Annotated in this window: 17 protein-coding genes and 1 tRNA gene; 8 read left to right on the plus strand and 10 right to left on the minus strand. The window is 62.9% G+C overall.

The genetic code is table 11. From position 1 onward, the window contains the following. Positions 1–164: 164 nt before the first annotated feature. Together GL4_RS10905 and GL4_RS10910 are read left to right on the plus strand one after the other, a co-directional pair. Positions 165–2123 (plus strand): hypothetical protein, encoded by a 1959-nt coding sequence (locus GL4_RS10905; protein WP_045367457.1) that lies wholly within the window; start codon positions 165–167, stop codon positions 2121–2123. Between the two features lie 109 nt (positions 2124–2232). Continuing rightward, positions 2233–2916, plus strand: a complete 684-nt coding sequence (locus GL4_RS10910) for a haloacid dehalogenase type II (RefSeq protein WP_045367458.1) — start codon at positions 2233–2235, stop codon at positions 2914–2916. 17 nt (positions 2917–2933) lie between these two features. Here the strand turns inward: GL4_RS10910 and GL4_RS10915 are convergent, their stop codons facing one another. From GL4_RS10915 to GL4_RS10935, 5 genes are all read right to left on the minus strand, one after another. Then, entirely contained in the window at positions 2934–3476 is a 543-nt protein-coding gene (locus GL4_RS10915; RefSeq protein ID WP_045367461.1) for a hypothetical protein, read from the minus strand. 327 nt (positions 3477–3803) lie between these two features. Then, positions 3804–6551 (minus strand): TonB-dependent receptor domain-containing protein, encoded by a 2748-nt coding sequence (locus tag GL4_RS10920; protein WP_082025625.1) that lies wholly within the window; start codon positions 6549–6551, stop codon positions 3804–3806. A gap of 919 nt (positions 6552–7470) precedes the next feature. Beyond that, a complete protein-coding gene (locus tag GL4_RS10925; protein ID WP_052464398.1) occupies positions 7471–8595 on the minus strand; it encodes a mechanosensitive ion channel family protein in 1125 nt (374 codons plus the stop codon). 228 nt (positions 8596–8823) lie between these two features. Next, positions 8824–10461, minus strand: a complete 1638-nt coding sequence (locus GL4_RS10930; protein ID WP_082025626.1) for a serine hydrolase — start codon at positions 10459–10461, stop codon at positions 8824–8826. Positions 10462–10620: 159 nt separating this feature from the next. After that, positions 10621–10707: transfer RNA gene (locus GL4_RS10935), tRNA-Leu, on the minus strand. 139 nt (positions 10708–10846) lie between these two features. On the opposite strand from GL4_RS10935, the gene lipB reads away from it, so the two are divergent. Continuing rightward, positions 10847–11518 (plus strand): lipoyl(octanoyl) transferase LipB, encoded by a 672-nt coding sequence (gene lipB, locus GL4_RS10940; protein WP_045367467.1) that lies wholly within the window; start codon positions 10847–10849, stop codon positions 11516–11518. A 21-nt stretch (positions 11519–11539) separates the two neighbouring features. Here lipB and GL4_RS10945 read toward each other — a convergent pair whose 3' ends face one another. Both GL4_RS10945 and accC read right to left on the minus strand, forming a co-directional pair. Further along, positions 11540–11830, minus strand: a complete 291-nt coding sequence (locus GL4_RS10945; protein ID WP_045367470.1) for an acylphosphatase — start codon at positions 11828–11830, stop codon at positions 11540–11542. Positions 11831–11841: 11 nt separating this feature from the next. Further along, positions 11842–13863, minus strand: a complete 2022-nt coding sequence (gene accC, locus GL4_RS10950; RefSeq protein ID WP_045367473.1) for an acetyl-CoA carboxylase biotin carboxylase subunit — start codon at positions 13861–13863, stop codon at positions 11842–11844. A 198-nt stretch (positions 13864–14061) separates the two neighbouring features. Between accC and GL4_RS10955 the strand changes: the two genes are divergently transcribed. From GL4_RS10955 to GL4_RS10965, 3 genes are read left to right on the plus strand one after another with little or no spacing between them, the layout of a single operon-like run. Further along, positions 14062–14568 (plus strand): GbsR/MarR family transcriptional regulator, encoded by a 507-nt coding sequence (locus GL4_RS10955; RefSeq protein WP_082025627.1) that lies wholly within the window; start codon positions 14062–14064, stop codon positions 14566–14568. A 45-nt stretch (positions 14569–14613) separates the two neighbouring features. Further along, complete coding sequence (locus GL4_RS10960) at positions 14614–15759, plus strand: efflux RND transporter periplasmic adaptor subunit (RefSeq protein ID WP_045367477.1); 1146 nt, start codon at positions 14614–14616, stop codon at positions 15757–15759. Then, a complete protein-coding gene (locus GL4_RS10965; RefSeq protein WP_045367479.1) occupies positions 15756–18932 on the plus strand; it encodes an efflux RND transporter permease subunit in 3177 nt (1058 codons plus the stop codon). Before GL4_RS10960 ends, GL4_RS10965 begins: the two co-directional genes overlap by 4 nt. Positions 18933–19023: 91 nt before the next feature. On the opposite strand, the gene GL4_RS10970 is transcribed toward GL4_RS10965, so the two are convergent. After that, entirely contained in the window at positions 19024–19824 is an 801-nt protein-coding gene (locus GL4_RS10970) for a J domain-containing protein (RefSeq protein WP_082025628.1), read from the minus strand. 282 nt (positions 19825–20106) lie between these two features. Between GL4_RS10970 and GL4_RS16795 the strand changes: the two genes are divergently transcribed. Continuing rightward, positions 20107–20649, plus strand: a complete 543-nt coding sequence (locus tag GL4_RS16795) for a cupredoxin domain-containing protein (RefSeq protein ID WP_156137523.1) — start codon at positions 20107–20109, stop codon at positions 20647–20649. A gap of 103 nt (positions 20650–20752) precedes the next feature. Here the strand turns inward: GL4_RS16795 and GL4_RS10980 are convergent, their stop codons facing one another. Beyond that, positions 20753–21025, minus strand: coding sequence for a hypothetical protein (locus tag GL4_RS10980; protein ID WP_045367484.1), 273 nt, complete (start codon positions 21023–21025; stop codon positions 20753–20755). 227 nt (positions 21026–21252) lie between these two features. On the opposite strand from GL4_RS10980, the gene GL4_RS10985 reads away from it, so the two are divergent. After that, positions 21253–22320: a hypothetical protein gene (locus GL4_RS10985; protein WP_156137524.1), complete on the plus strand. Its 1068-nt coding sequence runs from the start codon at positions 21253–21255 to the stop codon at positions 22318–22320. 7 nt (positions 22321–22327) lie between these two features. Here the strand turns inward: GL4_RS10985 and GL4_RS10990 are convergent, their stop codons facing one another. Further along, on the minus strand, positions 22328–22729 hold the full coding sequence (locus GL4_RS10990; RefSeq protein WP_156137526.1) for a hypothetical protein: 402 nt from the start codon (positions 22727–22729) through the stop codon (positions 22328–22330). Positions 22730–22914: the final 185 nt, after the last annotated feature.

The following is a 22914-nucleotide window of genomic DNA, read 5'->3' on the forward strand; positions in this document are numbered from 1 at the left end:
GTTCACATGGCCAATTTGTCGCCAAATTGGGCCACATCACGGCGGGAAGGCCGAGGACTGAACGACCCTGGCTTTTGGCGCGCGGAATACGTGCATTTGTGGTTTTTCCACGCGCGATTTCGCGGTACCTTTAAGGACGGCTGGGGAGTCGTAACGGGGGTTCCATGCTGCCTGTACGCCAGTCCAGTGTACGCCCTGCGGTCACGTCGTTTCTGATCGCTCTCACCCTGGTCGCTTTCCTGCGCCCGCAGGCGAGCGCCGAGGAAGTTGCTGCTGCCTGCGACGAATTCGGGCTCGCGTTCCTGTCATCGCCGATCTCGCCCTGGAAAGGTGCGCCGCTGCGGGTCATCGCCGCCGCCGAGAAGCCCCTCGCCGGCGAACTGACGATCATCGGACCTTCCGGAAAGATCGCCGCTCAATCGTCCGACATGCAGGTCGGACCGCCCTATTTCTGGACAGCCGAAGTCCCCTCTCCCGAGGCCGGTGCTTGGCAGGCTAAGCTCACGCGGCAAGACGCGGCCGCGAACTGCCGCGATGTCACGCACGACATCACAGTCGCATCCGAACGGCCGCGCGGGGCAAGCGGCGGCAAGAACGTTTGGCCGATCCGCGACGCATGGGATCGCTCGACCGAGAACCTCTATTCGGCCTGGATCCAAAAGCTCTTTGACGCTCCGGTCGACGAAGAGCTGTCATGGAAAGCCATGGGCGACGTTCTGCACGACGAGCAAAGGAACTTGCTGTTCAATCATCTCGGGTTGAACGAGGATCAGACACGCGCACGGATCCGGCCTGACTGCGCCGATCTCCCCTATTTCCTGCGCGCCTATTTCGCTTTCAAAATGGGGCTGCCCTTCGGTTATGCGCAGTGCACGCGTGGTGACGGCGGACGGCCGCCACGGTGTACGAAATGGTGGAACATCGCCAATGAACAGCCGTCGACCGTCGTCGTGAACCAAGGGAGCCGTAAGGCAAGGTCGAACGGTCTCTTCGGAGGCGGGTCGGCCTCCGCGTCGCAGGTGCGCTACACCGTACCGCAACGACCCAAAGGGCTTGTGCCCGGCTTCCAGCACTACCTCGTGAGATCGATTGCGGACGGCGTGCACTCGGGCAACGGCCGGACAGCCGCCGACGACGACAATACGGATTTCTACCCCGTGCCGCTGACCCGCGACGCCTTACGTCCGGGCACGATCTACGCCGATCCTTATGGGCACATCCTGATGCTGGTGAAGCGCGTGCCGCAGACCGACGACAGCGCCGGCGTCTTCCTCGCCGTCGACGGTCAGCCCGACGGCACCGTCGCACGGAAACGTTTCTGGCGCGGCAACTTCCTTTTTGCGCAGGACCCCGCGCTCGGAGGCCCCGGCTTCAAACGCATCCGTCCCATCGAACGGACAAGCAACGGCTCATTGCGGCGGTTGACCAACGCCGAAATCAAGGCCGACCCGGACTACGGCGACTTCTCGCTTCAGCAGTCGACGCTCGACGTCGAAGCCTTTTACGACCGCATGGACGACGTGATGTCGCCCGCGCCGCTCGATCCGGTGAAGGCTATGACAGCGGCCGTCACCGCTCTCGAAGAACAAGTGAACGCACGGGTGAATTCGGTCGAGAACGGGCGCGAGTTTCTCGCCGGCAACCGCGGAACAGTGGCGATGCCCAACGGTCCGTCGATATTCGAAACCTCCGGCCCCTGGGAAAACTTCGCGACCCCATCGCGCGACTTGCGGCTCTTGATCGCAATGGATGTCGTGCGGAAGTATCCGGAGCGCGTCGCCAGGCGCCCTGAGCGCTACGCCATGCCCCCTGGCAAGACACCCGACGAGGTGAAGGCCGAGCTCGAGGAAAGGCTTCTGGCGGAGCTCAGCAAGCGCAAGTTTTCCTACAAGCGCAGTGACGGTTCATCGTGGACGCTCTCCCTCGACGATCTCCTCGTCCGCATCAACGACCTTGAGATGGCCTACAACATCAACGACTGCGCCGAAATGCGCTGGGGCGCACTCGAAGGCAGCGAGGAAGCAAAGACCTGTAAGCGACGCGCGCCCGCTTCACAGCGCCGCATCATGGCGACCGACTATCGGCCTTGGTTCAACGAACGCCGGCGTCCGCCGCGCGGCTGAGGCGCAGCCAAGGCAATCGGCCCTTCCCATAAAGTGACGCCCTCGTCCGCCGCATGGTGTAATGACACCGACGGAGAGACGATGAGCTTTTGCGCGCTGGAGGCCGCACATGGCACGCGACACCATCCTGTTCGACATCAACGAAACGGTTCTCGACCTTTCGCCTCTCAGGCCGAAATTCGAACGCGCGCTCGGAGACGACGCCTTGGCCTCCACATGGTTTGCCATGTTGCTGCACGCGTCCATCGTCTGTGCCCTCACCGGCGTGAGGACAGGGTTCGCAGAGTTGGCTGGACTGATGCTGGACAGGCTTGCGTCGCTCCAGGGCCGCACGCTCTCGAGCGAAGACCGTTGCGATATCCTCGGCAGTTTCGCAAGCCTGGCCCCGCATGATGACGTTAGGCCCGCCTTAAACGTCTTGCGCGACCGCGGCTACCGCACCGTCGCGTTTTCGAACTCGTCGCTGGAACTGGTCACGCAGCAGATCGCCAATTCCGGCCTTGCCCCACACTTCGATCTTGTCGTCTCGGTCGAGGAGGAAGGCAGCTTTAAGCCGGACGCCAAGGTCTACGCATTCGCCGCCGAACGCGCCGGGCGGGCCATCGGCGACCTACGCCTCGTCGCCGCGCACGACTGGGATACCCACGGCGCCCTGAGCGCAGGCATGCAGGCGGCCTATCTCGACCGCACCGGCGCCCCCTACAATCCGCTGTACAGGCGTCCCGAGATCGCGGCTACGGACATGCGCCAGCTAGTCGACCTAGTCCTGTCCTCCGATATGGAGGACAGCTAGGCTGATTGCCGAACGCGCTATTGCCGTTTTGCGACTTCGAATTGGAGCCGCTCGACAAAGATGGTTCGAAACAAGGCGTTTTGACCCATCACCTCGCTAAGGGCGCGATAACCGAAGAGCGGCAGAAAGATCAGAAACATGATGATCGTTGTGGCGATCATCTCCTCGGTCGTGCCACCGCCAACCTCTGCCATCGATTCCGAGAAGGTCTTACCGTCGAAGAAGCCCACAGTCGCTTCTTCGATGACCGTAAAACCGGCGCAGAGAATGAGGAACGCGAGCGACTTGTGAACGATCTGCCAGATGAGCGGCTTCGTCCCGTGCCCCTCGCCCACGTGAAGCGCGTGACCGATCATGATGAACTTCGCCAGCACCAGCGACTTGATGACGGCGAACCCCCACGGCAGCCATCGGACGCTGGCCGTTTCCAGAATGGCCGACTTGTAAAACGTCAGCGCACTGAAAACGATCAGCAAGTACGCGGAGATATAGAACAGCTCCTTGAACTCGGCTTTTACGCGGTCGCGGAGCGCAGGCTTGCCTGGTTGCGTCAAATCCACGGTTGTTCCCTTTTAGCAGAGACTCGCACGGTAGCCTCAGACCCAAAGTGGAACACTACGCCGATCGCGATCAATCGGGTGATAAATTCATTGCTGACCGTCTGCCGTCTCTTGTTGGCGATTGACGGGCCCCCTGCATCAGACGTCCCCTCGGGGCGTTGAGCGCCTCCCACTCGGGCCCCATCGGCTCACTGGCGTGAGGTCGTGCCGACGCGCCTCGGCGCCGGTTCCAGAACAGGAGGGATCAAGGTGAGCGGCGGCACTTCGGTGTCCGCTCACGTCAGCGAGCGGACACGCGCACCAGGTGCCGAGACTTCAGGACGTTCCCTACCAGAACTTCACCTTCACGCCGCCATAGGCAACCGTCGGCGGCCCGGGCGTGATCGTGCGCGCGTTGGAGAAGAAGTCGTCGCCCAGTTGCGGATCGGCCGAAGCCGCGGAGTTGCCGGCCTCTAAATTGAAGAACGTGCCGAACACGCCGTACTCCTCATCGAACACATTGTTCACAAGGCCGAAAATCTGGACACGCGGCGTGATGTCGTAGCTGGTGTGGAGATTCACGGTCCAGTACCCGCCCAGCGGCTCGTTCAGGTTTGAGTCGTCCTGGTAGAAGTACTGATTGCTGACCGCCAGCAGGTCGCCGCCGAACTTCCACTTCGGTGTAATCCAGTAGTCCGCGCCGGCCTTGAACCGGTGCTGCGGGATACCCGGAATGCGATCGCCGGGACGGACGTTGATGCAGCGGATTTCCTCTTCCTCGCCTTCTTCGCCATCTTCATCGTCGCCGCCACCGCCGCGCTCGACGCATTCACCGGCCCGTGGGTTGTCCGGCGCTGCGAGCTCCAGCGGGCTGTCGTAGGTGGCGTCGATGAACGCATAGTTCGCATAGGCGAACAGGCGCTCGTTCGTGTAGGCGACGCTGGCCTCAATGCCCTGGCGCAGCGTATCGCCGCCGTTCTCAAAGACGCCGCGGCCGGCGATCGGCGAGTACACGGTGATGATGTCATCGGTGTTGAGGGTCCTGAACAGGCCGGCGCTCCATTGCAGGGCCTCGCGGCCTCTCTTGTGCTCGCCACGGATGCCGAATTCCCAGGTGTGCGACACAACCTGGTCCAGAGGCGGGTCCGCGACCAGGAAGCTCTCGATCAGACACGGGTTGTTCGGATCCGAGCACGCGAGCTCAGCCGCCACGGGCGCACGGTTGGCTTCCGAGTAGCCGCCGTAAAGCGAAAGATCGTCATTGATTTGATAGGTGGCGCCGATAGCCGGGTTGAAACGGCTATACACGCTGGTTCCATTCAATTCGGGCGCAGTGCCGCTCAGATCCTGGATCTCGATCTTGGCGTAGTTCCAGCGGCCGCCGGCGGTGAGCGCCAGCTTCTCCGTGACGTTGAGAGTGTCGGAGAAATAGAGGCCCACATATTCATTCTCCGTGCCGAGATCCTTAGCCTCGACTTCGGTGGGGGCCGACAGAACGAGCCCGTTCCCCTTGACGACGAAGCGCGGCTTGAAGAAACCCAGCTCACTCGAAGCGCCGTAGGTGACATCGCCCTTGTCGTAGCTTGCGCCGATCAAGAACTGATTCTGACGGTCGAACAGGTCGTCGGTATTTACCATCTGAATCGAGCCACCCCAGCTGTCGGCTGTCTGACCGGTACGGTCGATGGACCCGATAGGCATGCGCAGATCGTCGAACACAATCGGATTGCCCGTCTGGTCGAGCGCCAGCTCGTCTTCGATACATAGGAAGCGCTCAATGGCCTCGTCGCCCTCGCACTCCGCAGCTTCCGAGATATTGCCGTCGTCGTGGCTCTGCTTGAAGTACCGGTAATACGCAACGCCGGCCAGCGTCGTCGTGTCGTTGAGCTTCGCCGTCGCGTTCAAGGCCGGCATCAGCATCTCGTTCTTCGTCGTTTGCGGCGACGTGAACGTCCGCGCGCGATCGAGGTCCAGAAGCTGTATCGGCACGGACGCGGTGACACCGACGAAGTTGTCGGCGCCGGTCAGGCTCGCATGCACATCGTAGACATCGTTGCGATAGCCAAGGTCAAGATACATGCGGCGGATCTCGGACTCGGAGAAGTCACGATAGCCGTTGTCGGTGATGCGCTCGCCGCCGAAATAAACGCCCCAGTTCCCGCTCTGCAGACCGGCCTGAACATCGCCTTCCATACGGCCGAACGAGCCCGCCGAGAAGATCGCCTCGCCGCCCTGATAGGTAAAGCCGTTCTTCATGTTGACGACGATGGCGCCGCCGAGAGCGTTCAAACCGTACACCGGATTGCCGCTGACCACGGCGACATCCCCGATGGCGATTTCCGGAAGGAAGTCCCAGTTCACATTGTCGCCGAAGGATTCGTTGATGCGAACGCCGTTCTGGTACACCGCCAAGCCCTGGGGCACGCCGTTCACCGGTGAGACCTCGAAGCCCCGATATTGAATGTTGGTCTGGAATTCATTGCCCTGAACGTCGCCGATGATGACGCCGGGGACGCGCTGCTGAAGGATCTCCTGGAACGTGTCGACATATCCTTCTCGGGCGAAGTCGCCACCGGTCAAGATCGTGGCCGCGCCCGGCACTTTCGCGAGCGGCAGGTCGGCGCCAGGCACCGGCGAGATGGGAACGCCGGTCGTGGCTGTCATCACGCTGCCATCCGTCTCCGTGCCGATCGGCGCGATCCGATCGTCGAAGGTCTGCTCCACAGGCGCAGGAGGCGCACGGCGTACCGCGGCGGGCGGTGACGCGGGCGGTGGGGTGCGCCGTGCGACGGGCCGCGGCGTCGATTTCGGAATGGACTCGGGCTCCTCGACCGGCGTCGGCTTCGGCTGAACCACCTCGATGGCAGGCACCTCTTCGCCGAAGTCTTCATCCGCTCCAGCGGCGCCGTCCACCGCGTCGACTTCGCCACCCTCGGGCGCCGTCGTGGACGTCCCCGTCGCATCGCCATCCGCCGGTGCGGTGGCTTCCGGGGACGAAGCGCTGTCGTCCACGCTCTCCGTCTGAGCGAATGCGGTACTCGCTCCCAAAATGACCGCAGCACCAGCGATCCCACTCAGCAAAATGCGAAGTGTCATGATGTCCCCCACCGTTTTATCGTCATTGATATTGGCGTGCTGACGCGCACGAAATCGGGTAGGCGCTCGGAAGCGCACGCTGAAGCGCGCGCGAGCGGCCGCGAAAAGCTTTCGGAACTGGAAAGGATTACGCGCCTGGCAGGGGACCGGCGCCGACTGAAGTCTCGGGTCCCCGCGTTCCGGATCGACGGAGCGCGTTCAAAAATGGAAGCGGCGAAATGTTCGCTGAATTGGAGCCTTGGCGTTGGCTTGGTGTTCGGCCCGATATCCGGGCCAGACGAACTGGCCCATGCGGCGAGGTCTGTGACCTCGGCCTTAGTCCATGAGATTTCAGCGGGACCTTGAGGAGGCGGGACAGGAGGTGCCCCCGCATTTTGCGGTTTCCATTGGTGCGGGAGCGTCCGTGCAGGACGGGCCTCCCGGACGAAGCACCGTGCGATGGTGGCGACGGCGCAAAGCTCTTCGGTCTCGTTGTCGGTATCTGGGGCCTGATGGGCGCTCGATAGCAGCGCGAGCGCGTCTTCGAGGGAATTCGCTTTGGGACTGGCCATTTCGGCCACGGCAAAGACGGCGGCTTCGGAAGCCGCTGGTCCGTCCGTACTGTCCGCGCGTGCGCCGCCCGTTCCCAGAAGGAACAAGGCAATCGCAAACGCGCTCATGATGACGCGAAAAGTCACGTCAGCGCCCCCCAACAGTCACCGGCCCGTTATTCGGACTCGATTAACCAATCCCTTGAGTCATCATAGGCTTGCCTGCGACAGAGTATCTACCCAACGACTAGGGCGTGTGCGGCAAATCTGTTGTGAAGTTTTGGCATAGTGGATTGCCAAGTTAGCCCGGGCCCGAGCACGGTCCAGAGGCCATCTGGGACGCCGGCGCGGCGGGGCTGCGAACCGCCGCCACACCTACCGACTGCCATCTAGGACGACAGCACGTCCTCCAGCGCGGCCCCGCGCCCAGCACCTGGCCGGGACTCGTCGATGAGGGCCCGAACGCGCGGAAGCGCCTCCGGATACTCGGCGCGCAGCCACTCGAGCATTTGCTCGCGAATCTCGCAGCGGAGGTCCCAGGCCGTCGGCGAGTTCCGTGCGCTCATCAGGGCCCGAACGGTGATGGTCGCAACGCCGGAGTCGACGACCTGCAGGTTCGCCACCTTTCCGTCCCAAAGCTTGTTCGCATAGAGCAGCTCTTCGAGCTTCTTCCGCATTTCGGCAATGGGCGCGCGGTAGTCGAGATGCCAAAGCACGACGCCGAGGATGGCCGCGCTTTCCCGGGTCCAGTTCTCGAATGGCTTCTCGATGAAGTGGGACAGCGGCACGATCAGCCGGCGCTGGTCCCATATGCGGATGACCACATAGGTGGTGGTGATCTCCTCGACCCATCCCCACTCACCCTCGACGATGAGCACATCGTCGATACGGATCGGCTGGGTGAGCGCGATCTGCATCCCGGCGATCAGATTGGTTAGGATCGGCCGGGCGGCAAAGCCGAGCACGAGGCCCGCGACGCCCGCGGATGCGAACAGACTGACGCCGAACGAGCGCACGGCGGGGAAGATCATGAGGCTCGTGCCGAGCGTCAGCAGGAACACGCCGACAAGCGAAGTACGCCGCAGAATATTGATCTGCGTATGGATGCGCCGGGCCGTGAGATTGTCCTCGACCCCGATATCGTGACGGCGGGCGACACGGCGCGCCGTGGCATTGATGGCGATGGCCGCGCTCCAGCCAAGGAGGACCACAACCCCGACCTTCAAGAGCTGCCGCGTGACCTCCGCGAACTCGGCGTTGAACTCCGCCACCGGCAGCGCCAGGACGAGCGCCAAGAGCACCATCGCAAGGCGTGTGGGGCCGCCGATCCGTTTGAGAATTGAACTCGCGATGCTGTCGCGCTTGATAAAACGGCGGAGCACCATCATCGCCACGGCATGCAGTGCGACGGCAATCACAACAGCGCCCGCGAGCAAGAGCAGGATCGAAAGGTCCTCGTTTCCGGTAATGGAGCGCAGCCGCGCATAGGTGCCGATGGCTAGGTCATCGTTCATGCGGTACGCTCCTTACGTTGGCCAGTTCCTTTCAAGAGTCCCCTTTTGCTTGCGTCGTTTCGCTAACGTCGCAAACAGCTTAACGCATCCGGGGGGCTCTGCAGAACCGCCCCTGCGGTGATCCGCCGCGCCCGGTTTAGGCCGGGAAACGGGTGCGCGAACCGTTGGTTGAGTGTTCAGCGGCCCGAGAAGGGCTGGAGCCGGTCTCGTTGAGCCATGGCTTCCGCCTCACTCCCGGACAAAGGTGCCAAGTCCGGTCCGGTCGTAGTAGTCGAGAACGACCTTGGACGCCTTGCCGTCCTCACCGACGGTGAAAATCGCGCCCGCGAGACCGTTGGCGTTCTCGCCCACGGTCTCGAAGCTGAAGGTATCGCCGTCGAAATGGGACAGGGCGAACATTGTCGGCGCGCCCTCCGGTCCCATCGTCATCGACAGGCCTCCGTCCGCAAGGGAGACGTCCAGCGGACCGTAGTAACCGTTGCCGTAGCTGCCGGCATAGCTGGTGAGGTCGCGCGCGGGCGACGGGTTCGCCGGCACCTTGGTGTAGTCCACCTCCGGCGCTTCGGCCGCTGCCATCTGCTCGAAGACTTGTCCGAGAAAGCCGACCCAGTCGACGGTCTGGCGCCCGTTCGTCGCGACATCCAGCAACGATTCACCGATCGCCTCGGCAACGCCGATCGGTTGACCGTTGGTCAGAGTCACCACGCCGACGTCCTCGCCCGGCAGGAAAACGATGTTGGTCGCAGTTCCGAGTTCGAAAGCGCCCGAGTGGCTGACGCGGACGCGGCCGTGATCGTCATAGCCCACGTTCCACCCGAAGCCGTAGAAGCCGGTGCGGCTGGCGACGGAGCGCGGAGACCCGGGAATGACCTGTGGCGCGCGCGGCGCTGCCAGGGCATCGGCATCGATGATCTCCTTGCCGTCCAGCGTGCCGTTGGCAAGTTGCAGACGCAGGAAACGCAGCACGTCGTTGAGCGAGGCACTGGCGCCGCCGGCAGGCGCCTGTGGGTCCGCGTTGCGATCATAGAGGGCGTCCCAGGTGCCGTCCGGGAGCCGCCTGTGGATATGCGCGCGGTCCGCGTGCGCGAGATAGTCCGCGTGACGATAGCTGGCGGTCGCCATGCCGGCCGGGACGAACAGCGCCTCGTCGGCAAGCTCTTCCCAGCTCTTACCCGCCGCGGCCGCAGCGGCGATGCCGCCCGACGTATATCCGAAATTGGAGTAGTGATAGCTCGTGCGGAACGGGTCGAGCGGTTGCTGGTCGATATGGGACAGGATGTAGGCCCGGTCGAAACCGAGATCCTCCAGAAGATCGCCTGCGCCCGTATGAAGGCCGCTCCGATGCGACAGGAGATCGGCGATCGTGGCGTGCTCGCTCACGTACGGGTCGTTCAGGGCGAAGGCGGGATTATGCGTCCTTGCAGGATCGTCCCACTTGACGACGCCATCCCCGACCAGCTTTGCGACGACCGTCGACGCGATCGGCTTCGACACCGAAGCCAGCAGAAACACCGTGTCCGGATCGATTTTGCCAGGCTTGCCGACTTCGCGAACGCCAAACCCTTTGGCGTAGATCACCTTGTCTTTGTAGACGACACCGACCGCCACTCCGGGGACTCCTGTTCTCTTCATGGCGCTCTCGACAATGCCGTCGAGGGCCGCCGTGGCGTTGTCGATGTCGGCTTGGTCGAAGAGCGGCGGCACCGGTGACACGGGCGCGTTCAGCAACGGCTTTGCCGCCTCTTCCGCTGTGACAGGCCCGGCGGCCATGCTGCAAGCGAGGCAGGTGCCGCCCAAGGCGGTGAGGACCACGCGGCGAACACGATGCCGCGCGGCATTGAGGCATGATGTGGTGGGAACGGGCATACGGCGTACTCCGGTACTATCGACGCCGGGCACTATATCAGGGCGGCGGGCGTTGGCAGCTTCGGTGGGTGGCTGCCTCGTAGGCGCACTCGACCGGACCAACCGCCGCCTAAGGCTCAGCCAGCCGCCAAAATCCGCAATGTTGCATGAGGGTGAGAGTGGTGCGGTCGAGAAGACTCGAACTTCCACGGGAGTTACCCCACAGCGACCTCAACGCTGCGCGTCTACCAATTCCGCCACGACCGCAAGATACCCAGAAAGCTGCCCGGATATGGCTAGACGCCATCCAAAGCGAAGCATTTCGTTTCGGTGCGCTGCCTTAGCAAACATGCCCCTTTGGTGCAAGATGTGCCGCGCCGGACTTTGACTGAAGGATTGCGGGCTCATGCCCCCTGCTCTCGAAACGCCCGCCGGGACCACGGACTCCGCGGCACGCCCCACCCCGCCCCTGGAGTGGATCGTGGCGCCCGCCCCCGTTCCTTACGAGGAGGCCCTGGCCTTCATGGAGGCGCGCGCCGCAGCAATAGCAGATGGCCGCGAGGCCGAATGCGTCTGGCTGCTCGAGCACCCGCCCCTCTATACGGCCGGCACCAGCGCCGACCCGGCCGAGTTGGTCGACTCGAACCGCTTCCCCATCTACGAAGCCGGTCGCGGCGGGCGCTACACCTATCACGGTCCAGGCCAGCGCGTGGCCTATGTCATGCTGGATCTCAAGCTGCGGGGCCGCGATGTACGCCGCCTCGTGACGGGCCTGGAGGACTGGCTGATCGCCACCCTTGCGGCATTCGGTGTCGCCGGGGAGCGGAGCGACAGCGGCATCGGCGTCTTTGTCGGAGAGGCAAAGATCGCCTCCATCGGCGTCCGCATCCGCCGCTGGGTCTCGTTTCATGGCGTCAGCCTGAACGTCTCCCCGAACCTCGAACACTTCTCAGGGATCGTACCCTGCGGCCTGCACGGAACGCCCGTGACGAGCCTCGAGGCACTCGGGGCTGAAACCGACATGGCCCGCGTCGATGCGGCCTTGCGAAAAAGCTTCGAGCAGGTCTTCGGTCGATAGTCATTTCGGGTGACCGGCGGCCTAGTGCGTGGGCAGCACCTGGAAGCCCGAGGGCGGTGCGCCGCCCTCATCGGTGACAACGACCTTGGTGACGCGCGCGTCCGGGGGGCCATCCGCGCAGCGGCGCAGCATCTCATCCACCTGCAGCGCCTGGCCGGAAAATACCGCCTCGACACTGCCGTCGCGCCGATTGCGGACCCAACCTTCGAGATCGAGGCGGTTCGCCATCTGCTCCGTCCAAGCGCGGTAATAGACGCCCTGGACGCGGCCTTCGATCCGCACGGTGACCGTCTTGCGGGCCGGCGCCACCACGTCTTCCGCTTCTACTCGAACTCGAGGATGACAGCGTCCACGTTGAGGCTGTCGCCCGGCTCGGCATGAATCTTGGATACGACGCCGTCCACCTCGGACTTGAGCACGTTCTCCATCTTCATCGCCTCGACGACGCAGAGCGTCTCGCCTGCGGACACTTCCTGTCCTTCCTTGACGGCCAAGGAGACGACGAGGCCCGGCATCGGACACAGAAGGAACTTGGACATGTCCGGCTTTTCCTTCACCGGCATCAGTGCGAGGTAGTTCGCCTCACGCTCGGTGAAGACGCGGACAGGCACTTCCACGCCCTGATAGGTCAGGTGCACGCCATTCAGGATCGAGCGGACTTGCACGGCGACGGGCTCCCCGTCCACCGTACCTTCGAAGACAGGCTCTCCGAACCACCAGCTCGAATTCAGTTGAATCGTTCGCACCGGCTCGCCGGATTCCTCTTCGCCCAGCGTGGCGCGCAGCGGATAGTCGCGGCCCTCAACTTTGACACGGACGAGGTCTCCGTCGCCCAACTCGACCTGACGGACATCGGAGAAACAGACCGGCTCGCCGTGCATCTGCTGCGTGATCATCCGGCGGCGGTTATTGGAAAGGTGATCGATGCTTGCCGAAACGGCAGCGAGCACATCGCGAATGCGTCCCTCGGGCACTGGCGGCGTGAACCCGTCCGGAAATTCCTCGGCGATGAATTTCGTCGAGATGTCGCCCGAGCGCCAACGCTCGTTCCGCATAAGCACAGCGAGGAACGGGATGTTGTGCCGGAAGCCATCGATCGCGAAGGCGTCCAGCGCTCGCCCCATCGCGTCGATCGCCTCGATGCGTGTCGGCGCGTAGGTGATGAGCTTCGCGATCATCGGGTCGTAATAGACCGAGATCTCACCGCCCTCTTCCACACCGGTGTCCAGCCGCGTTGTGATGCCGTCCTCGGTGCCGAGAGCCGGCGGCCGGAACCGGACCAGCCGCCCCGTGGACGGCAGGAAGTTCCGCACCGGATCTTCCGCATAGATACGGGACTCGATGGCGGACCCGGTGAGGGTCACATCTTTCTGCTTGAGGCCAAGCTTCTCACCGCTGGCGACCTTCAGCATCTGCTCGACGAGGTCGAGACCCGTTACGAACTCCGTAACCGGGTGCTCCACCTGGAGCCGCGTGTTCATCTCCAGGAAGTAGAAGTTCTTGTCCTTGTCGACGATGAACTCGACGGTGCCGGCGGAGTCGTAGTCCACGGCCTTCGCGAGCGCGACGGCTTCGGCGCCCATGGCCGCCCGCGTCTTCTCGTCGAGGAAGGGGCTGGGCGCCTCTTCGAGGACTTTCTGATTGCGGCGCTGAATGGAGCATTCGCGCTCGCCGAGATGAATGACATTGCCGTGCTTGTCGCCCAGCACCTGAATTTCGATGTGGCGGGGCTCTTCGATGAACTTCTCGATGAAGACGCGATCGTCGCCAAAGCTCGACTTTGCTTCCGATTGGGACGACGCAAAGCCTTCGGCCACCTCGTCGCTGCTATAGGCAATGCGCATGCCCTTGCCGCCACCGCCGGCAGACGCCTTGATCATCACGGGATAGCCGATGTCGTCGGCGATCTTGACGGCCTCCTCCGGCGTCTCGATCACGCCGAGATAGCCCGGAACGGTCGAGACCTTGGCGTCGGCTGCGAGCTTCTTGGACTCGATCTTGTCGCCCATGGCCTCGATGGCTTTGGGGTTCGGTCCGACGAAAATGATCCCCGCCTTCTTGAGTGCCTTGGCGAAGGCGGCATTCTCCGACAGGAAGCCGTAGCCCGGGTGGATCGCGTCCGCTCCCGTGTCCTTGGCGGCCTGGATGATCTTGTCCATCACGAGGTAGGACTGCGCCGCGGCCGCGGGCCCGATGGCTACGGCCTCGTCGGCCATATACACGTGCAGCGCATCGCGGTCGGCCTCCGAGTAGACGGCTACGGTCTCAATCCCGAGCCGCTTCGCCGTGCGGATGACCCGGCAGGCAATTTCCCCACGATTGGCGATGAGTAGCTTTTTGATCATCGGTCCCCAGTCCCAGTTTTTGTCCAGGCTTTCTAGAGGGAAGCACGGGACGAGTAAACTAGCCAGCGAGCCTATTGTGCAGCCGCGTTGAAAGAGGCAAAACCCGGCGAATCCCGCCTCTTACAACTCTCAATGGCCAGAGCACTATTCAGTTTGTTCAGTCTTGACTGAACATACTGAACGGCATAGCTATCGGGTATGACAAGCAAAGCTGAAAACGCGATCGCAGCGTTCGTCGAGCAGATGGGTTTGATCCTCCAGGCGGAGGGCATGCCTCGCATCGCCGGCCACATTATGGGCCTCATGATTATGCATGAAGGGCCGTTCAGCCTGAGCCAATTGGCTGAACGGCTGAAGGTAAGCCGAGCAAGCATCAGTACGAACACGCGGCTGCTGGAGGACTTGGAGGTTATTGTCCGGACCGCCAAACCCGGCGACCGGCAGGTCTACTTCACGCTGAGTCCGCGGCCTTATGCGCGCATGCTGCGCGGCATGGTTCGGCGGATGCGCCGCGCGCGAGACGTCGTTCAGGGCACTCAGGACGGACTGCCGGAGGGAATGACGGACACCCACGAGCGGCTTCAGGAGCTCGATGATTTCTACGAGGTCCTTATCGACACGTTCGTGGACCTTATCGACACCTGGGACGCCGAGCGCAAAGGGTTGGCGAGGCAGACGAGGAACGGCGATAGGCCATCCGCCTAGCCAAGAGCTGCGGGCTGCAAGTTTAACGAGTGGGACGATCAATCCTTGAAAAAGTCATATGTCATCGCTGCGGTTCTGGCGTGCGCCCTCACTGCCTGGGTGCTGGGCGGCTATTATCTGCGCATTTCCGGCAAGGAGATTGCGGAGACGGCTGAGAACACCAAGACGCTACCCGCAATGAAGGTCTCGGTCCGCACCCAAGAGGCCGAGCCCGTGTCGCAGGTCGTCGTCGCCCAAGGGCAGACGGAACCGAACCGGACGGTGACCGTCCGTGCCGAAACCATGGGACAGGTGTCCGAGATTCTCGCCGAAGAGGGCAGCACGGTAGAGGCGGGAGACATCATCGTCCGCCTGGAGGCCAATGACCGTGAGGCCCGGATCGCCCGCGCGAAGGCACACGTGCGCGAGCAGGAAAGCGCTTTCAAGGCGGCAGAGGCACTCGGCAAGAAGGGGTATCAGTCCCAGCGGCAAGCTGACCAAGTCTTTTCGTCGCTGCAAACGGCCAAGCACGAGCTGCAAGAGGCGCTCATCGAGCTCGAGCGCATAGAGATCAAGGCGCCCTTCGAAGGAGCGGTTCTGTCGCGCCCCGTCGAGCTCGGCGCTTATGTCGATACGAACGGCGAAGTGGCAACCATCGTCGACAACGACCCGCTCGTCGTCAGCGTTCAGATTCCCCAGCAGAAGGTCGCCAATCTTAAGAAGGGTCAGAGCGCGTCCGTACACTTCGCAACCGGTCAGGAGCGTGACGGCAAAATCCGCTATATCGCCGCGCGGGCCGACGAAGGAACCCGCACGTTTCGGGTCGAGATCGAATTGCCCAACGCGGATGGCTCAATACCGTCTGGCATCAGCGCCGAAGCGACGATCCCCACGGGATCGGTGCTGGCGCAGTTTCTTTCGCCGGCCGATCTGTCTCTGAACGAGGCCGGAGCGCTCGGGGTCAAGACGGTCAACGACAAGGACGAGGTCGAGTTCCACGAGGCACAGATCGTCATGTCCGATGCCAACGGCGCCTGGGTCACCGGCCTTCCCAAGACGGCACGCATCATCACGCTGGGCCACGGCTACGTGCAGGTCGGCGAGAAGGTCCAGGTTGCCGAAGAAGAGAACAGCGACGGCGGCGCCGATATGCCGGAGGCATCCGCGCAGCTGGCAACTGGAAGCGTGACCGAGCCGACGGCAGCACAATGAACGCGATCATAGACGCCGCCTTCGAGCGTACGCGAACGGTAGTGCTCGCTTTCGTCATGATCGTCGTCATGGGCGCCATCGCCTACTCGACGATCCCGAAAGAAGCCGATCCGGACATTCAGATCCCCATCATCTACGTCTCGATGACCTATGAGGGTATCTCGCCTGAGGATTCCGAGCGGCTTCTCGTGCGTCCCATGGAGAAGGAGCTCCAGTCCATCGAGGGCATCAAGGAGATGCGTTCGATGGCCGGCGAAGGCTATGGCTCCGTTACGCTCGAATTCTACGCCGGCTTCGATTCTAACAAGGCCCTGGCGGACGTGCGCGAGAAGGTCGACATCGCGCGGGCGGAATTGCCCGTTGAGACCGACGAACCCCGCGTCAACGAGGTCAACATCGCCCTCTTCCCCGTGATCACGGTCGGGCTGTCGGGGAATGTGCCGGAACGCACGCTCGTGCGCATCGCCCGCGACCTCCGAGACAAGATCGAAGGATTGAGCGGCGTGCTCGACGTCGACATCGGCGGTGACCGGGAGGAGGTGCTCGAAGTCGTTGTCGATCCGATGATGCTCGAAACCTACAACATCTCCTTCGCCGACATTTCGAACACCGTCGCGCGCAACAACCGGCTGGTGGCGGCAGGCGCGCTCGAGTCCGTCGCAGGGCGCACACTCCTCAAGGTACCCGGCGTTCTTGAAGACCTCCGGGATATCCTGGACCTGCCAGTGAAGGTCTCGGGCGACACCGTCGTCAAGTTCAGCGACGTCGCCTCAGTGCGGCGTACCTTCAAGGACCCGCAAGGCTTTGCGCGCGTCGGCGGCAATCCGGCCCTGGCGCTGGAGGTCAAGAAGCGCGTCGGCGCCAATATTGTCGAGACCATCGAAGACGTCCGCCGCATCGTTTCGGAGGAGAAGGCCAACTGGCCGCCCGGCGTCGAAGTCAGCTACATGCAGGATAAGTCGAAGCAGATTCGCGACATCCTGAGCGACCTCCAGAACAACGTACTGGCCGCGATCGCGCTCGTGATGATCGTGATCGTCGCCGCGATCGGCGTCCGGCCGGCCATCCTCGTCGGCCTCGCCATTCCGGGATCGTTTCTGGCCGGCATCCTCGCCATCTCGTGGATCGGGCTGACGCTGAACATCGTCGTTCTGTTCAGCCTGATCTTGGTGGTCGGGATGCTCGTGGACGGCGCCATCGTCACGACGGAACTGGCCGACCGCAAGATGCTCGAGGGCCAGCCGCCCAAACAGGCCTACGCGGAAGCTGCAAAGCGCATGGCCTGGCCGATCACGGCCTCGACCGCCACGACGCTGGCCGTCTTCCTTCCTTTGCTTTTCTGGCCGGGCATCGTCGGCGAATTCATGAAGTTCCTGCCGATCACCGTCCTTGTCACGCTCGCCGCCTCGTTGGCCATGGCGCTCGTCTTCATTCCCGTTCTGGGCGGCCTCATCGGATCGGCCGACAAGAGCAACACACACCTGCTCGAAGCCATCCGTGCAGCCGAAGACGGCGATCTCAACAAGATCGGCGGTATGGCCGGCGGCTACCTGCGGATGCTGCGGGGACTGCTGGCGCATCCGGCCAAGGTCCTTGGCCTCGCGGTGGTGCTCCTCATCGGGACCTATGTCGCATTCGGCGTGCTAGGACGCGGCGTAGAGTTCTTCCCGGATGTCGATCAGGACATCGGTCAAGTCCAGGTCCGCGCACGCGGCGACCTGTCGGTCACGGAAATGGACGCCATCGTTCGCAAGGTCGAGGGTCGCCTGCTGACGATGCCTTATTTCGACGCCGTGTATGCGCGAACGATCGGCTCGGGCGCGGGACCCTCGCAAAACGAAATGGCCGAAGACGTCATCGGCGTCGTCCAGTTCGAAATGAAGAATTGGCGGACGCGCCCACCGGCGTCCCAGGTACTCCAGGAGGTCCGTAAGCGGACGGCCGACATTCCGGGCGTCATTCTGGAAGTACGCAAGCAGGAGGCGGGCCCCTCCGCCGGCAAGCCACTCGAACTCCTGGTCACATCGCGCGATCCGAAAAAGATGACCGGCGTCGTCGAACAAGTGCTCGCCGAGATGGACAAGATCGGGGGCTTCGTCGATGTCGAGGACAGCCGTCCCCTCCCCGGCATCGAGTGGCGCGTCAAAGTTGACCGCGAACGGGCGGCCCGCCAGGGCGCCGACGTCACCCTTGTCGGACAAGTCGTGAGCATGGTCACGAACGGCTTGTACGTGGCCGAGTACCGTCCGGACGATGCCGACGAGGAAGTTGAAATTCGTCTGCGCGTGCCGTTCGACAAACGCAATCTCGAACAGCTGAACCGCCTGCGCCTGACGACGGAGAAGGGCCAGGTCCCGATCGGCAATTTCGTTCAATTCGTGCCCGCACAGAAGACGGGTTTTCTGAAGCGCACCGAGGCCCGGCGGATTCTCGAAATCAAGGCCGACGTTGCCGACGGGCTCCTCGTCGACGAGCAGGTGCGCAAGCTCAAGACCGCGATCGCAGCGATGGACCTCGACCCGGCCGTGAGCATCCGCTTCAAAGGACAGGACGAGGACCAGCAAGAGGCGGCCAACTTCCTCATAGCGGCCTTCTTCGTCGCCATCTTCATGATGGTCGCGATCCTGGTGACCCAGTTCAACAGTTTCTATCAGACGTTGCTGGTGCTGAGCGCCATCGTGTTCTCAACGGCCGGCGTGATGATTGGGCTGCTCGCAACCAATCAGCCGTTCGGCATCGTGATGTGCGGCATCGGTATCATCGCGCTCGCCGGCATCGTCGTGAACAACAACATCGTGCTGATCGATACGTATAACGACTTGCGGTCTCACGGCATGCCGGCGCAAGAGGCGATCCTGCGCACCGCCGCTCAACGTGTTCGCCCTGTGCTGCTGACATCGATCACGACCGTCTTGGGGCTCGTGCCCATGGTGTTCGCGATCAGCATCGACATCATCGGTCAGGACGTCTCTATCGGCGCGCCCTCGACGCAATGGTGGACGCAGCTCTCGAGCGCCATCGCCGGCGGTTTGACCTTCGCGACGATTCTGACGCTCTTGCTGACGCCCTGCCTGCTCATGTTGGGGGACAACGTCACGGAGTGGTGGCGCCGCCGCGCAGCAAGACGCGCAGACCGCCTTAGCGATGCAAGCCCGCAGCAGGCCGCCGAGTAACGGCGCGCAACGCCGCACTTTTGGAACTTGCCTCAATGTGTCGACTGGAGAAGCGGCATGAGCCGCCACTTGAAGCGGCGGCCTATGGCACCTAACCGAATGCGGTCGGCTCGGCCTCTTTCGGCATGGCCTCTGCCCGGGACGGGCTCGTGTTCAGAATCGCCGCCAATTCGTCGAGCGAAACCAGGATGTCGTTGAGCGCCTCGACGACCTCCTCGGATGGAGCCGAAGCGGCCGTCTCGTCGGCAAACGAGTAGTCTTCGAGGAGCACCAGCGCCCGCTCGAGGTGCCCGATCAGGCCCTCGTTCTTCTTGATCTGCCCCTGGATGGCAACCTCGTGCCAATCGAGCACCCGCGCCACCAGATCGCCCTCGCCGTCCTCCTTCCGCTTGGCCCGCGCGCGCAGCCGGGCGAGCCGTTCGCCGGCGCGCTGCTGGTGGGCAACGCTCGCCTTGCGGGCGGCGATGTCGTCCTTGATCGCTTGTTCGATCAGGGCGCCGACATCCAATGTGGCCAGGTCCTGCTCGGCGTGAATGATGAGCCCGAGCTTCTCGGCGATGATTTCGATAGCCCCGCCGTCGCGATTGTCAGGCTGCGCGAGTTCCACCTCGCCCGTCTTGTCGTAATGGGCCCGGCGGTCTTCGTCTGACAGCACGGAATAGGCCACGACTAGCTGGTTGAAGGCTTCGACCGAGCCGCCGACGTCCGGGTGTGCCGTCTTGGCTTTCTTTCGGTAGGCCTTGTGGATGTCCTTGCGCGGCGCGGTCCGCTTGATACCCAAGATTTTATACAGATCGATCACCGTAAATCCCCCGGCGCCCCAGGAAAACTCCCAGGAAAAACCCAGTTCGCTCCGGCCCCCCAGAACGAACGCATCTCTAAAACGCAGCACTGAAACCTTAACGTCTCATGACGATGGTTTGTGTCTTGCTCATGGCACCCAACATAATGGGTGAGTCACGGTGGCACGAAAAGTGCCCATTTCTGGCGCTAGACCACAATCATAACGGCGTTGGGCCCGGCTGGTTCCAGTTTGGCAGCGCTTGAGCAAAAGTTGGTAAGGCACTATGCCAATGGTCACTTATGCCCAAGGGCCAAGAACGCATAACATCAAGGTCTAACATCCGGTGCCCGCAACCGGGTTCCACGAGATCAAACTAGGGAAGAAACACACATGCTACGAGCACTTATCCTTGCCGCCTTTGCCCTATCCGTGGGTCAGACGGGCCTGACCACCGCGTCCCTTGCAGCCGAGACCGGAGGACAGGCCAAGATGATTCTCGACCCGGCGGTCCATGGCCTGACGCGTCTGGAACCGCTGCAGCTTGGTGTCGATGGCGACTCCAGCAAGATGACCCCGACCGAATACACGCTGAAGTCCGGTCAGGGCTATCGCTGGAAGATCAAGGCCTCGGACCTGAACGAGTACGCACTGGTCATGCCCGAGTTCGTCCGGAACATCTGGATCCGGAAGATCGAAGTCGGCGAGCCCGAAGTAGAGATAAAGGCCGTGACCTTCGACGAGCTCGAATTCGAAGATGGCGGTGAGGTGGAACTGTTCTTCGTCGCAGTCCGTCCCGGCACCTACAATTTCGGGCCGCGCGGCCTGATGGAACGCGGCATGGTCGGCACGATCACCGTTGAAGGGCCAGACAAGCTCGATATCGCGCCCATACGGCGCGGCAAAGCGGCTGGGTACGACGACGACAACGAATAGTCGGCGCTAGCCCAACGCTCGATCGGACGTGACGATGCCCGCCCAAGCAAAGAGGGCGGGCATTTTTCATTGTCTCTTGGATCGACAGGCCCTCAGCGTGCGGTTACTCGAACGAATGGCCCCAACGCTGGGTCGCACGGGTCTTGGTGACCTCGCCGGAATTGATCAAAGCGACCACGCAGCTCCGCGATAGGCTTTTCCCGGCCTTGTCCATGCAAAAGCGCAAGCCCGGATCGTCGATGGCATGCGCGGAACAGAAACGCTTGTAGTCGTTTCGGCAGGCGCCCTGGACCGTGCTTGAATAGGCCATGGCCGATGAAGCGAACGCGGCAAGCGTTGCGCCAAACACAAGTGTAGGGAGAAGTCTCCCAGACATAGGCAATACTCCTTTTTGCTCTGTACCCCTGCGATAATCGACGCCATCCTTCCATAGGCCGCATGAACCGCCGATGAATGGTGTTGCCGCTGACGTCGCGGGCGTTCCCTCAGCCTGCGACGGGCCAATACAAGCGGTTTTTTGCGGACAAGAGCGCCGAACTCGTGCCACGGTTCGCAACCATCATCGATTCCAAATCACGAGCCCCTCACCGACCAGGACACAAGGTGTATCTCCTCCTTGCCGTCATCGTGCTTCTGCTTCTCTTCGCGGCCTCCTATGGCGGCCCCGGCACATGGGTCTCGCTGGCATCGTCGACCTTGTCTGTCCTGCTCGTCGCCGGCGTCGCCTTCATCGCCAATGCCGGAACCGCCGGCCCGTTTTTCAACGCGCTGGCCGCACAATCGCCGGTGTTCTTCAAGGCCGGCATGCGGGATCTTGCTTTTGCCGCGACCAGCACCGCGGCGTCTTTCGCCGAGGGCCGGCAGCGCGCTGCCGCCGAAAGCACAGCCGCGCCATCCGCGCCGCCCACACCGCTTGCAGCGGACGCACGAAATCCGGATGACGGCAATTGGCTCGATCTGAGTTGGTTCGCTCCAACCGATTGGGTCTTCGCGGCAGTGGACTGGCTCGATCCTGCAGGCTGGTTCGAGGCGCAAGATCAAAGAGCACCCGAAGTCCACATCCGGGTGGGCGAGGACGCCGCTGGGACCGCACCGGCCACGCCTCAGACGCAGGCGCCGCAGACAGTACCGCAAGCCCCGATGCCCACGGTCCGTTCGATGATGCAGCCGCGCGACGAAGCGGCGCAAACCCCTGCCGCCGACGCGCCCTCCTACCGCATCGTCACCGCGCCGTCAGACGACACCGCGCCCGTTACCGGATCGCTTCCCGACAATCCAAGCACCCCGGTGAAATGGCTCGCAGGCGCTCGCGCGCCCGCAGGCATGGAGGGTGTGCTTCTCACGGGTAGGAATGTCTCGACCCAACCGCTGGACGATATTCAGGCGACGCTGAAGCCCGATTCGGCGGCAACACCCGCCGGTCTCAACGATGTCAGGCTGAGCCTGCGTGTCGAGGGGCCCGAGGGAATGGCCGTGTCCGGCACGTCCGTACCGCCCGGCGCGCGGTTTCACCTGCAAGCCGCAGGATTGTCGAACGATGCCGCACGCGAGCTGGGCGCAGCCATCGTGTCCTTTGCGTACTCGCAAGCCGGGCGGCGCCGCACTTCGATCATGTATCTGAAGCAGACCGCCCTTGGCGGAGATCTTGGCGGCGGCGCGGAACCGCAATAGGCGTGTGCTAATCGGCGCTCGCGGGCTCGCCGACTTCCTTGGCCTTCCGCACAAGCTCGTTCAGCGACATCTGGCAATAGGGGCGTACGCCCGACTCGCCGCTGCGTTCCAGGATCTTGAAGCTGTCGTTCTTGTCGGCGACCGCCTGCCGCCTGAGATGCGCCGTGTTGAGGTCGTGATCGCGGCCGAGATAGTATTTCTCGATGGCCACCAGCGCGGTGCCGGCCGTGTCGACATCCTCTTTCGTCAATTGCGCGTGCCGCGCGCATTGCTCGACGATTTCGTACTCGGCGTAATAGTTCTTGAGCGCCACCGAAAGACTGATCGCCGCGCCGGCTGGAACCGCCAGCACCGCCGCGCCGGCCAAAAGCATCCCACACACGCCGACATGGCGAGCCAAAAGCCGCATCTTCGAATCCCCTGAAGCCATTCCCAAGTGGAGGGCCACTTGGTAACCGAGTTTCCGCGCCGCAACAATGGCCGGGACGCAACACTTGCGCGGAGATTTGTTAAAGCGCCAGCGACGGCCGGTCCGAGTAACGCCTGGCGACAATCGATGCTAAACCTCGCAACGCCCCATCCCGGTGCCGGGCG

Source organism: Methyloceanibacter caenitepidi, assembly GCF_000828475.1.
Lineage (GTDB): Bacteria > Pseudomonadota > Alphaproteobacteria > Rhizobiales > Methyloligellaceae > Methyloceanibacter > Methyloceanibacter caenitepidi.